The sequence below is a fragment of the Acinetobacter sp. YH12106 genome, from assembly GCF_013418995.1.
In the GTDB taxonomy this organism is placed as follows: domain Bacteria; phylum Pseudomonadota; class Gammaproteobacteria; order Pseudomonadales; family Moraxellaceae; genus Acinetobacter; species Acinetobacter pseudolwoffii.
In genome coordinates this window covers 108467-121582 of the sequence record NZ_VPAV01000003.1, presented here as the reverse complement: position 1 = coordinate 121582, position 13116 = coordinate 108467, and the positions used below count along the sequence as shown (strand labels likewise).

Below are 13116 nucleotides of genomic sequence, written 5' to 3'. Positions count from 1 at the left end.
TTATTTTTATTCAAAATTCTCCCCCTCTCCAACCCTCTCCAAGGGAGAGGATTTTAAAAAACTTCATAAAAAAACGCTGCAAAAGCAGCGTTTTTTACTTATCTAATAATATTAGAAAACTTTAAGTAACAACCAGTACAAAGTACCTGATAAACAAATTGTGGCGGGTAAAGTGAAAACCCAGGCAGACAGAATGGTTTTCACCATCTGGAAGTTCAGACCTGACTTATTCGCCACCATGGTACCTGCAACCGCAGAGTTCAATACATGAGTGGTCGATACCGGCATCCCGAAACCATCCGCAGCCGCAATGGTCGACATCGCCACCAGTTCAGCAGACATCCCCTGACCATAGGTCATATGCTGCTTACCAATACGCTCACCGACTGTCACCACAATACGCTTCCAGCCAACCATAGTACCAAGACCCAGCGCCAGAGCAACAGCCACTTTCACCCAGGTCGGGATGTATTGCAAGAATGAATCCAGACTGTCGCGGTATTGATCTACCGTTTTGTCCTGTTCAGCCGTCATTGCTGGTAAAGCTTCTGCTTTGTCCAAACGCTTGAAAGCTGTGGTACTTAAGTACATGTCATTCCGGAATTCTGAAACCTGTGCTTCAGGCACTTCCCTAATGCTGCTATAGCTACCGACTTTTTCACCTAAATGATCTGTGAGGCTCGCCAATGCAGGCACCACTTCAGGGGTGATTTCTTTGGTTTGGATATAAGTCGTGATGATCTGACGCGCTTTTTCATCTTCAATATCCGCATGGTCTGGATAAATCGCATTGGCCGTTTGCGCAGACAATTGACCAAAAGTCTGGATATGCTGTTGATCTAGGTTTTTGTTGAGTGAGTACGCCATTGGTACACAGCCAATTAAAATCAACATGATCAGCCCCATGCCTTTTTGACCATCATTTGAACCGTGCGCAAAGCTGACACCGGTACAGGTAAAGATCAAAATGGCACGAATTAAAGGGGGTGGCGGTTTATTACCTTCAGGTGGCTGGAACAGCTCCACCTGTTTCTTGAAGATTTTTTTCACCAGCAAGAACAGCACAGCGGCAAATGCAAAACCGATTAAAGGCGAAAATAACAGCGCCTTACCGACTTTCATTACCTGCTCCATGTCTATACCCGATGCACCGCTGCTCGCGTGCAGAATGTAGTTCATGATGCCCACACCCAGAATCGAACCGATCAGGGTATGTGAGCTGGATGCAGGAATACCAAGAAACCATGTTCCCAGGTTCCAGACAATCGCAGCGATCAGCATGGCAAACACCATGGCAAAACCTGCTCCGGAGCCGACATTCATGATCAGCTCAACAGGTAACAGTGCAATAATACCGTAAGCCACCGCACCACTGGCCACCATAACCCCAAGGAAGTTACAGAAACCGGCCCACATTACAGCGACAGGCGCAGAAAGTGCATTGGTATAAATGACCGTGGCAACCGCATTGGCAGTATCGTGGAAGCCATTGACGAATTCAAAGCCCAGCGCAATAAACAATGCCGTCGCCAGGAGAATAATTGAATATAAACCCAGTGCAGGAACATGCGCTAAATCGGCAGACAATTGAAAACCGATATAAATAAGAGTAGAGATAATGACAGTTAGAAAAACTGGCATAAAGAATTTTGGTGTCGGCACGTGAACATTGGTCGACTTGTGCGAAGCCGACTCGTGTGCTGAATCTATGGGAGTTTGATTAGGATTCATGCAAGCAGGAATAGAGGATTCAAGAATTCCCCTATTGTTCAGTTAAATTGTGACAATTATATGACAAACTGCTGTCATATGAAGCAATAATTTAGATTTTCTTGCTGCTGTTCGTCCTGTTTAATCCCGAGTAAAACACTGCTGTTTGATTCAATAAATCATCAACTTAAGATAAAATTCCAGCTTTTCAGAACTCAAAAACGTGTCCTGTTTTTGCGCTTAAAGCTTTGAAATTCCATCTACGCTTAAGATGACCATAATTTCTATGTACAGAGCATAGTCAATAAATATGACAATTTCATGAATAAAAGCATCAGCTTAATTTTTCAAATATATTTTTGCCAGTTTTAGCCAGATCCCATTTTAAAGCTGAATACTGCATAGACCGGATAACAAAAACCTGTCTTGTTCTAACTGACTTATCAAATTTTCATATCATGCATATCCATCATTCTGAGAAAGGAGGCGCAGAATTCAAGCATTAATTCTGCTAATATGGACGATGTTTTTTGATTTCTACTGAGAAAGTTTGAATGTCGACACTTGCCACCTTAAAAGAACTTCTTGCCAAGAAAATTTTAATTATCGATGGTGCGATGGGTACCATGATCCAGCGCCATAAACTGGAAGAAGCCGATTACCGTGGCGAGCGTTTTGCTGATTGGGCTTATGATCTGAAAGGCAATAACGACCTGCTCGTTTTGACACAACCACAAATCATTCAAGGTATTCATGAAGCTTACTTGGAAGCTGGCGCCGACATTATTGAAACCAATACTTTTAACGGTACGCGGGTTTCGATGTCTGACTATCATATGCAAGATCTGGTTCCCGAGATTAACCGTGAAGCCGCGCGTCTGGCCAAAGAAGCCTGTGCCAAATATTCAACCCCAGAAAAACCACGTTTTGTGGCAGGTGTGATTGGTCCGACATCACGTACCACGTCTATTTCTCCAAACGTTAACGATCCAGCCTTCCGCAACATCACTTTTGATGCCTTAAAAGTGGATTATATTGAATCAACCAAAGCGCTGATTGAAGGTGGTGTCGACATCATCCTGATTGAAACTGTATTCGATACTTTAAATGCCAAAGCTGCGATCTTTGCGGTGAAAGAAGTCTTTAAAGAATTGGGCTATGAACTGCCAATCATGATCTCAGGCACCATCACCGATGCATCTGGCCGTACCTTAACCGGTCAAACCGCAGAAGCGTTCTGGAACTCGATGCGTCATGCAGAACCGATCTCGATTGGTTTTAACTGTGCGCTTGGTGCAGATGCGATGCGTCCACACGTCAAAACCGTGTCGGATGTAGCGGATACTTTTGTTTCAGCACATCCTAACGCTGGCTTGCCAAATGCCTTCGGTGGATATGATGAAACACCGGAAGAAACTGCAGCTTTCATTAAAGAATTTGCGGAAAGCGGTCTGATCAATATTACCGGTGGTTGCTGTGGTACCACACCGGATCACATCCGCGCAATTGCACAAGCAGTGGAAGGCATTAGCCCGCGTCAAATTCCTGAGATTGCGCCAGCTTGTCGTTTAAGCGGTTTAGAACCATTTAACATCACCCCAGATTCACTGTTCGTGAACGTCGGTGAACGTACCAACGTCACTGGTTCGAAAAAATTCCTGCGTCTGATTCGTGAAGAAAACTTCGCCGAAGCACTCGATGTTGCCCGTCAGCAGGTTGAAGCCGGTGCACAAGTTATCGATATCAACATGGATGAAGGCATGCTGGATTCACAAGGTGCCATGGTGCACTTCCTGAATCTGATTGCGTCTGAGCCGGATATTTCACGTGTGCCGATCATGCTCGATTCTTCTAAATGGGAGATTATCGAAGCAGGTTTGAAATGCGTGCAAGGTAAAGCCGTGGTGAACTCGATTTCCTTAAAAGAAGGTTATGACGAGTTTGTCGAACGTGCCCGCCTGTGCCGTCAGTACGGTGCCGCAGTGATTGTGATGGCATTTGATGAAGATGGTCAGGCCGATACAGCCGCTCGCAAAAAAGAGATCTGTAAGCGCTCTTATGATGTGCTGGTCAATGAAGTGGGCTTCCCTGCTGAAGATATTATCTTTGACCCGAACGTGTTTGCGATTGCGACAGGGATTGTAGAACATAATAACTATGCGGTTGATTTCATTGAAGCGACTGGCTGGATTAAAGAAAATCTGCCCCATGCCATGATTTCAGGTGGTGTCTCTAACGTCTCGTTCTCATTCCGTGGTAATGAGCCAGTACGTGAAGCGATTCACTCAGTATTTTTGTACCATGCCATTCAAAAAGGCATGACCATGGGGATTGTGAATGCCGGCCAAATGGCGATTTATGATGACATTGATAAAGAATTAAAAGCTGCCGTTGAAGATGTGGTTCAAAACCAGAATCAAGGCGAAAGTGGTCAGGATGCAACAGAACGGCTGCTGGCTGTCGCTGAAAAATATCGTGGTCAAAGTGGTACGCAAAAAGCCGAAGAAAACCTGGAATGGCGTAATGAATCTGTTGAAAAACGTCTTGAATATGCACTGGTCAAAGGCATCACGACGTATATTGACCAAGACACTGAAGAAGCCCGTTTAAAATCAACCCGTCCACTGGATGTGATTGAAGGCCCATTGATGGCAGGTATGAACGTGGTTGGCGACCTGTTTGGTGCCGGTAAAATGTTCTTGCCACAAGTGGTAAAATCTGCGCGTGTGATGAAGCAGGCAGTGGCTTGGCTGAATCCGTTTATTGAAGCTGAGAAAACCCAAGCTGAAGCCAAAGGTAAAATCCTGCTCGCGACGGTAAAAGGTGACGTACACGACATCGGTAAGAACATTGTCGGCGTGGTGCTGGGCTGTAACGGTTATGACATCGTGGATCTGGGCGTGATGGTACCGTGCGAGAAAATCCTGCAAACCGCAATTGATGAAAAAGTCGATATTATCGGTTTGTCTGGTTTGATTACGCCGTCTCTGGACGAGATGGTCTTTGTTGCCAAAGAAATGCAGCGTAAAGGCTTTAACATTCCACTAATGATTGGGGGTGCGACTACCTCTAAAGCGCATACGGCTGTGAAGATTTCACCGCAATATCAAAATGATGGTGTGTACTACACAGCTGATGCTTCACGTGCAGTCGGTGTGGCAACACAATTGCTTTCTGCCGAGATGAAACCAAAACTGGCAACGGACTATGCGGCGGATTATGAAAAAATCCGTACACGTTTAGCCAATAAGCAGCCGAAAGCCGCCAAACTGTCTTATGCAAAATCAATTGAAAATGGCTTTAAAATTGATTTTGGTGCACACACTCCAGTAAAACCTAACTTCATTGGTTCGGAAACTTTCACCAATTATCCACTTGAAACCTTGGTGGAATATTTTGACTGGACACCGTTCTTTATTTCTTGGAGTCTGGCGGGTAAATTCCCGAAAATCCTGGAAGATGACGTAGTGGGCGAAGCAGCACGTGACTTGTTTGAACAAGCACAAATTATGCTGAAAGATATCATCGAGAATAAACGTTTCGATGCGCGTGCCACCTTCAGCATTTATCCTGCCAACCGTGTGGCAAGCGACACTGTTGCTGTGGCAGATGAAAATGGCAATGTGACCCATACTTTTGAACATCTACGTCAGCAGTCGGATAAAGTGACAGGCAAAGCCAACTATTCTTTGGCGGACTTTATTGCACAGAAAGATGTGGCTCAGGATTATTTGGGTGGTTTTACAGTTTCAATCTTTGGTGCGGAAGAGCTGTCGCAAGAATACAAAGCCAAAGGCGATGATTATTCTGCAATTATGGCGCAGGCTTTAGGTGACCGATTTGCTGAAGCATTTGCTGAACATTTGCACCAGCGTATCCGTAAAGAATTCTGGGGCTACCAAGCAGATGAACAATTGTCGAATGAAGATTTGATTAAAGAGAAGTATGTCGGTATTCGTCCTGCACCGGGCTACCCTGCGTGTCCTGAACATTCTGAAAAAGTGCCACTCTTTGACTGGTTAGGTACAACTGACAAGATTGGAACTTACTTAACCTCTAGTTTTGCAATGTGGCCACCTTCGTCAGTCAGCGGTTTCTATTATGCAAATCCTGAAACTGAATACTTTAACGTGGGTAAAATCTCTGGCGACCAGTTAGAAGATTATGCGAAGCGTAAAGGTTGGACGCTGGATGAAGCAAAACGTTGGTTAGCGCCGAATTTGGATGATTCGATTGTTTAAGAGTCATCTAGTTTAGATTAGAGAAAATTCCCTCGATTGAGGGGATTTTTTTGTTTTTAGATTTTTCATCTCCCTAAATCCCTCTTTAAGAAAGAGGGACTGTCGCGTATCAAATGAATTACGTGACAACTCCTCCCTTTTTTAAAGGGAGGTTGGGAGGGATTAAACCTTAAATTTTTTAAAATCGTAAAATGATAATAACTTCCTAAAATCAGAAGTGTTTTTATCTTCGAATTCTAATAAAAATTTCTTGAGATCATCTAAGGCTAACTTATCTAGATAAGTTAGATATGCTATAGCTTTAAGTTTATTACTAGCTACAATTTCATCTGAATCATAAATAGCCTTAATAGTCGAGATGCTATTTGGGAATTTAATCTTCCGTAAGCGTTTCATTTCATCAGCTATCTGTTTATTTAGTTGTGTGACTAATCTAGCTTTTGCCTTCAAGTTTGGAACAATCGCAACAAATCCATTGATTGGAAACCAATTACGTGAAGCAATTTTCATAGAATCAATAAGTTTGATTACATCAGTATTTTTTTCATCAATTAAATCAAAATACTCTACACATAGTTCCGTATATTCTTTAATTTCATACTTAATATTTTTAGTTGAACCTATTGCTAATACTTTATCTGAATTTTTAAGCGTTTCTATATCATCAGCCACTGTTACTTTTATTGTTCCACCCGAAATAATTTCTTTAACTACTTCTTGGACTTTACGTATATCCATTGCAGATACAGGCAGCGCTAACTCATTAATAGCTTTGTATATATCTAGGAAATTATCCGTTTTAACTTTATTAATACTTATTAAATTTCCATCTACATAAATGTCATGATCAGAGATTTCCGTACTTTTTAGGTCTTGTTCATACTCTACCAATAAGAAATTTCGTTTAATTTTCTTCGCTTGGTCTGAATTAATAGGTACATATTTAAAAATGGTATTAAGAATACTCTGTATATTTTCGTCTTGAACGCTATACCCAATAAAAATTATAGGATTATGTACAAATAATGAAATTAATTGAGCACGGATGAGATCATACCGAGCGTTGAATTGCTCATAATCTTCGCTTGTTAAAATTATAGAGTTAGGATTATTTATACAGCCATGTATTTTATAAATAGTGCCATATGGATTACTAAGAAAAATTTCGTTACCAATCAATGGTATAAAATCCACTAACTCTTCCAAAAGAAGATCATAATTTGTCGTAATTATTGATGAAATATTTTTGGACATTTGCTTAAAAAGGCTAATTTCATCTTCTATACGCTCTCTAAAAGCTATTTCTTTTAGTAATTCACATATATAAAGTTTGAAACGACTCACATTTTTGTTATTCCGACTCAATTCATAGAATTTGTCATTTATATATTCAAATTCTCCATGCCTATCATTTATTAATTGCTCATTAAATTTTCTTTCCAGTGTAGTAGCCAATTGCATTAAATTACATTGGTCTTTTTGATCATCAAAGTTAGCTTGTCTTAAATCTAAATAAAACTCATCAGAGCCTGTTAAATCAACACTAATTTTTTCCAACAAGTCAGGCCAATTGTATGAATTATTAAGATACCTAAGACTAAAACCACTGCCAATAAATAGCACAGGATGATTCTTATAACTTCCTACAAAATCAAAAATATCCATGATCGTTTTTTTGTTTCTTAATTAGCTTAAATTTATCATAACTTTATTTTTTTATAGATACTTATATATAAATATATTTTCTCCACCACATCATCAATCCGCCTCATCACCTGCCCATTATCAAATCTCAAAACTTTCAAACCAAGTTGAGCTAAAGCTTCATCTCGAATTCGATCGGCTTCTAAACCTTCATCAGTAAAATGCTGACTACCATCACATTCAATGACCAAATTGGCAGCAGGACAATAAAAGTCCACGATGTAATTCATAATTGGTTTTTGCCGATAAAACTGCAAACCTAAAATTTGTTTGCCACGGAGTTTTGACCAGAGCAGCTTTTCAGCCTCAGTCATGTTATTACGTAAATCACGAGAGACTTGTTTTAAGTTTTTATTATAGGGTTTCATTTTTATTCTCTTTTTTTGAATCTCCCCAACCCCCTCTTTTCCAAAGAGGGGGACTTCACGTAAACAAATAAATTACGTGACAGCTCCTTCCTTTTTTAAAGGGAGGTTGGGAGGAATTTAATTTATCAAATATGTGCCCCTTTTCTAACCTCTCAACCCAAAACCACCTGCTTTTACATTTTTAACTCTGCAAAAATCATTACTTTCTATAATAATAGAGCAATAAATTTATCTCCCAAATCAATCACTCTTGGTGTTCCAATGAAAAAACTCATCAACAACCCTGAAAACCTGGTTGTCGAAATGTGCAAAGGCTTTGTCCTCGCTCATCCAGAACTCGCATTTACCGAGTCACACAAAATCATTTCAAGAAAAGCAAAACATAATAATGTCGCACTGATCAGTGGTGGCGGCAGCGGTCACGAGCCGGCACATGCAGGCTTTGTCGGCGCAGGTATGTTAGACGCAGCCGTTTGTGGTGACGTATTTGCATCACCTTCACAAATTCAGGTCTACAAAGCATTGCAGCATGTTGCAACAGACAAAGGCGTGCTGATGATCATTAAAAACTATTCTGGCGATATGATGAATTTCCAGAATGGTGCAGCGCTTGCAACAGATGACGGCATTAACGTGGATTACGTCAAAGTAGCAGATGACATTGCAGTCAAAGACAGCTTATATACTGTCGGTCGTCGTGGTGTTGCCGGTACAGTATTGGTACATAAAATTACCGGTGCTGCAGCATCAAAAGGCTTAGAACTTCCTGAAGTCAAAGCTGTGGCTCAAAAAGCTGCGGACAATGTCATTAGTCTTGGTTTTGCTTATAGCTCATGTACCGTTCCTGCCAAGGGCACTCCAACCTTTACTCTTGCCGATGATGAAATGGAATACGGCGTAGGCATCCACGGTGAACCGGGAATTCGTCGTGAAAAAATATTGCCATCAAAAGAACTGGCTCAACGTATTGTTGATGACCTGTTTCTTGACCGTCCTGACCTGACTGAAGTAGCGGTATTGGTCAATGGTTTTGGTTCAACGCCAATGCAGGAGCTGTATGTCTTTAACAACGATGTTTGCGAACATTTGGTACGTAAAGGCATCAAAATTTATCGTACTTTTGTCGGTAACTACATGACCAGTATCGACATGAACGGTGCATCGGTATCTTTACTTGCTCTGGATGCTGAACTGAAAACCTATTTAGATGCAGAAGCCAATACCCCTGCATTTAAAACGGATGGTTCACCTGCACTACCTTTTGAATTTGCAGCAAAAAATGCAGCAGCTGAACGCAGCGCCAATACCGAAGTTGAAACCCAACCTGAACATGCAATAATCAGCAATGAGCAATTCACGATTGAGAATATGCGTTATGTCGTCGATGTCATGGCGGCTTGCATTATTAAAAATGAAGTGCCTTTCTGCGAGCTAGATGCGCATGCCGGCGATGGTGATTTCGGCATGAGCGTGGCCAAAGGCTTTAAACAGCTAAAACGTGAATGGCAAAGTCTGATTCAAGCACAGCATATGGATGAATTCATGCTGAACTGCTCAATGATCATTATGGAATACTGTGGCGGCGCATCAGGTCCAATCTGGGGGTCAGCCTTCCGTGCCGCGAGTAAGGCCATTCAAGATAAAACCAGTTTAACTGTCGCTGACTTTGCTGAAATGTTGCAGGCGGCAGTCAAAGGCATTCAAGTGACCGGTGAGCGTTCATTTGGTCGTGGTGCCGTGGTGGGGGATAAAACCCTGATTGATGCCCTAGTACCATGTGCAGATTCATGGTCTGCCAATACCGGCAAGACTTTTAAAGAAAACTTTGTCTTGGGTGCAGCGGCTGCGGTAAAAGGTGCAGAATCGACTCAAGAGATTGTGGCACGTATGGGGCGTGCCGGTACGGTCGGTGACCGTAGCTTAGGCTATCCGGATGCCGGTGCACATGGTTTAGGTGTGATCTTTAGCGACATTGCAGCACATATTAAATAAATCATTTATTAAAAAAGCCTCGAATCATCGGGGCTTTTTTTATTTCCGGGTATACAGCTGGTGCTCAAGCAAGACAGCAGAAAAAGCGTCTATTGAAATTTTTCTAGATACTTGTTCAGGTTTTCTTTGACCACGACTCTTTTATTACCCTTCATCTGTGCTTCACTCAAAATTCCTTCCGAGTCAACCACCACAACAGGATGACCATCCTTTTTCAAACGCGCCACGCCTTCAAATAACATGCGGGCGCCGACATTATGAATTAGGGTCAAATTGGTCAGATCCAGTACAATTCGTTTTTTGCCTTCCGGTTCATCTTCCAAAATACGCAGCAGCATTTCCGATTCAGTAAACTGCAATACGCCACGCAGTTCATACACCACCACATGATCGCGTTTTCCAGTGAGATAACGGTTTTGTAAAATGGTTTGTGCCGACGGCGTTCCTTCCATTAAATGTAGCCCCATTTCCCGGGATATACGTTCAAAGATATCGACCCCACGCGCGCTATGCCCATGTTCATCAATTCGTGGAGAAAATACGGCGATGCCCACCTGTCCAGGCAATACGCCAATAATGCCGCCTGCGACCCCACTTTTTGCCGGAATGCCCACCGTGGTCAGCCAGTCACCGGCAGCATCATACATCCCGCAAGTAAGCATCACGCTCAGGACTTGCCGCACCACAGAACGATCCAATAATTTTTTACCGGTCTGCGGCTGAATCCCACCGTTGGCGAGTACTCCGGCAATCATCGCCAGGTCTTTGACCGTCACCTTGATTGAACACTGCTTGATATAACCATTGACAATCGCTTCTGGATCTTCTTCCAATACTCCTACTGTACGCAGCATATAACCCAAGGATCTGTTACGAAACGCCGTTTTCAGTTCAGAGGTATATACATCGGTATCAAAACTCAGTTCACGTCCAGCCAAACCGCTTAAAAAACGGCGCAACTGTTCCGCCCGGGATACTGTGCGTTTATAGGGAATCAGGGAGTGGGCAGTAATAGCACCCGAATTGATCATCGGATTTTTCGGAATATTGGTGTCTTTCTCCAGTGAAATCTGGTTAAAGGCCTCGCCCGAAGGTTCCACGCCCACTTTTTCCATGACCTTGGTCAGGCCAACTTTCTGCAAGGCCAAGGCATAAGCAAAAGGCTTGGACATGGACTGCATGGTGAACTCAACCTCGTCATCACCGGTGGAATAGATCGTGCCATCTACGGTGGAGAGTGCCAAAGCAAACTTCTCTGGATCGACTGCTGCCAGCTCAGGAATATAGTCGGCCAAGGCCCCTTTATCATTGTCTTGGCAGGAAGTTAAAACATGCTTGAGATAGTCTGGCACCGGTGTTTTCATCGAATGAGCGTATTCCAATTCACTATTATTTTTAACTAACATAGCGGTTTTTGACTTAAGTACCAGAGTGAAAAGGTAATTTTCTGCATATCTGTGTGATGGGTTGTGCACACTTTGCGTCAGCTCCTCCAGAAATTAAATTGTAGGTTTGTTCATAATTTTCTTTTTGAGAGCGATTAAAAAAGGGCAACATTGCCCTTTTAATGAGTCTGAATGATTTATTTCACTTTGGTTTTGCGAATCATCTTGTACAGGACTTTTGGCGAAATACGCGACACCAGTACCCCGAGTTTTTCTTTCTTGCCGCCAATCACGATATATTCTTCGCCACTCTGCAAAGCTTGTACAGTTTGACGGGCAAAATCTTCTGCGGACAGACCATTTTCAATCGCTTCATCTGCATGCCCTTGCGGCTTCCCTTGACCATTTAAAGCGTTCAGGGACACATTGGTTTTAACAAAACCGGGGAAAATCACCGATACGCCAACCCCCTGATCTGTCACTTCAGCACGCAGGCTGTTGGCCCACATATGAATTGCTGCTTTGGCTGCGGAATAAGACGCGCGATATTGTGTACCGAGCAAACCTGCAACACTGGAAATAAACACAATACGGCCGGATTTTTGTGCCAGAAAAGTTGGCAGTACGGTTTTGGTCAAAAATACCTGCGAGAAATAATCGACTTCCATAATGGCGCGTTCAGTCTGCATGGTGGTTTCTGCAATCAGGGCACGCTGACTGAGTCCGGCATTATTGATCAGCCAGTCAATCCGGCCTTTTTGTTGCACAACCTGCTCATAGGCATGGCGAACCTGACTTTCATCGGTGATATCAGCCGTGATGGAAATATGTTGATCCGGATTGATCAGGCTTTGGCGCACATTTTCCAGTTCTTCATGACGGCGCGCAGTCAATATCACCTGCGCTCCCTGTGCGGCACATTGCTGTGCAATCGCCTTGCCTATCCCTGAAGATGCGCCAGTAATCCAGACCACTTTTCCATTTAAACTTTCAACTTTCGCCATGAAATCCTGTTTCCTTTGTTTTAATAAATATGGTGCGGCCTTTCATCTTCCAGAAATGCCAGTAAATGCTCGAAATAATAACGCATCGTATCAGCATCATAGATATTACCGAGTTTATCAAAACGTTTATAGCCGAGCTGGGTGGTTAGGTGAATCACCCCATTTAAGGTTTTATCGACCACAACATTAAACTTCAACAGGTTTTTCGGTTCACGGATCAGACAGGTCACGCCCTGATCAACGACCTGGGTAAAGGCTTTGAGTGCCGGCGAGACATATTGATGATTGCCGGTTTTCATCTGATCCACACAACCCAGTAACTCCATCACCAGCATCTTTTCCACCGGATAACGCACAAAAACATCGCCGTCATGCATATAGGTCATGCGATGCAGATAATTCACCATGGGCATGAGCCGTTCATTGCCAAATAAGGAAACCGACCAAGGCATATATTTACGTGTCGTCTCAATAATGTGCTGAATCACTTTTTCAGATTCACTGTCGGGAGATTTCGCGATCTGCACCATCTGACCAAAAATCTGGTCAATAATTTCACAGGCCATATCGGCCAGATTTTCACCGAGCGGTTTAGCCAGACTGTCTGGATCACCGGCATTTAATCTAGAATGAAGGTCGATAAAGCGCTGATGGGTTTCAGGCTGGATCTTCAGGGAAATGCTATAGCTCATCTTGTTATCCTTTTTAATCT

General features: G+C 42.8%; 8 protein-coding genes. 2 read left to right on the top strand and 6 right to left on the bottom strand.

Translation table 11 applies throughout. The features are described from left to right. Positions 1 to 111: 111 nt before the first annotated feature. Positions 112 to 1731, bottom strand: a complete 1620-nt coding sequence (locus tag FTU45_RS04510; protein ID WP_005096235.1) for an inorganic phosphate transporter — start codon at positions 1729 to 1731, stop codon at positions 112 to 114. 533 nt (positions 1732 to 2264) lie between these two features. Between FTU45_RS04510 and metH the strand changes: the two genes are divergently transcribed. Then, positions 2265 to 5951, top strand: coding sequence for a methionine synthase (gene metH, locus FTU45_RS04505; protein ID WP_180076018.1), 3687 nt, complete (start codon positions 2265 to 2267; stop codon positions 5949 to 5951). Between the two features lie 162 nt (positions 5952 to 6113). Here the strand turns inward: metH and FTU45_RS04500 are convergent, their stop codons facing one another. Both FTU45_RS04500 and FTU45_RS04495 read right to left on the bottom strand, forming a co-directional pair. Next, complete coding sequence (locus tag FTU45_RS04500) at positions 6114 to 7616, bottom strand: SIR2 family protein (protein ID WP_180076017.1); 1503 nt, start codon at positions 7614 to 7616, stop codon at positions 6114 to 6116. Positions 7617 to 7651: 35 nt separating this feature from the next. Then, positions 7652 to 8023 carry an endonuclease domain-containing protein gene (locus FTU45_RS04495; protein WP_180076016.1) on the bottom strand — a complete coding sequence of 124 codons (372 nt, stop codon included), beginning with the start codon at positions 8021 to 8023 and terminating at the stop codon, positions 7652 to 7654. A gap of 261 nt (positions 8024 to 8284) precedes the next feature. On the opposite strand from FTU45_RS04495, the gene dhaK reads away from it, so the two are divergent. Further along, entirely contained in the window at positions 8285 to 10015 is a 1731-nt protein-coding gene (gene dhaK / locus FTU45_RS04490; RefSeq protein WP_180076015.1) for a dihydroxyacetone kinase subunit DhaK, read from the top strand. 89 nt (positions 10016 to 10104) lie between these two features. Here dhaK and FTU45_RS04485 read toward each other — a convergent pair whose 3' ends face one another. From FTU45_RS04485 to FTU45_RS04475, 3 genes are all read right to left on the bottom strand, one after another. After that, on the bottom strand, positions 10105 to 11379 hold the full coding sequence (locus FTU45_RS04485; protein WP_180075223.1) for a glutaminase: 1275 nt from the start codon (positions 11377 to 11379) through the stop codon (positions 10105 to 10107). A 218-nt stretch (positions 11380 to 11597) separates the two neighbouring features. After that, the gene (locus FTU45_RS04480) at positions 11598 to 12404 is read right to left on the bottom strand and encodes an SDR family oxidoreductase (protein ID WP_180076014.1); all 807 of its coding nucleotides are present in this window, start codon (positions 12402 to 12404) and stop codon (positions 11598 to 11600) included. 20 nt (positions 12405 to 12424) lie between these two features. Beyond that, a complete protein-coding gene (locus FTU45_RS04475) occupies positions 12425 to 13096 on the bottom strand; it encodes a hypothetical protein (protein ID WP_180076013.1) in 672 nt (223 codons plus the stop codon). Positions 13097 to 13116 lie beyond the last annotated feature (20 nt).

Bases quoted from the DNA above. Each gene is read 5' to 3' on its own strand.
- FTU45_RS04485 (WP_180075223.1), bottom strand. From the start codon at position 11,379: ATGAAAACACCGGTGCCAGACTATCTCAAGCATGTTTTAACTTCCTGC.
- FTU45_RS04510 (WP_005096235.1), bottom strand. From the start codon at position 1,731: ATGAATCCTAATCAAACTCCCATAGATTCAGCACACGAGTCGGCTTCG.
- FTU45_RS04480 (WP_180076014.1), bottom strand. From the start codon at position 12,404: ATGGCGAAAGTTGAAAGTTTAAATGGAAAAGTGGTCTGGATTACTGGC.
- dhaK (WP_180076015.1), top strand. From the start codon at position 8,285: ATGAAAAAACTCATCAACAACCCTGAAAACCTGGTTGTCGAAATGTGC.
- FTU45_RS04500 (WP_180076017.1), bottom strand. From the start codon at position 7,616: ATGGATATTTTTGATTTTGTAGGAAGTTATAAGAATCATCCTGTGCTA.
- FTU45_RS04475 (WP_180076013.1), bottom strand. From the start codon at position 13,096: ATGAGCTATAGCATTTCCCTGAAGATCCAGCCTGAAACCCATCAGCGC.
- FTU45_RS04495 (WP_180076016.1), bottom strand. From the start codon at position 8,023: ATGAAACCCTATAATAAAAACTTAAAACAAGTCTCTCGTGATTTACGT.
- metH (WP_180076018.1), top strand. From the start codon at position 2,265: ATGTCGACACTTGCCACCTTAAAAGAACTTCTTGCCAAGAAAATTTTA.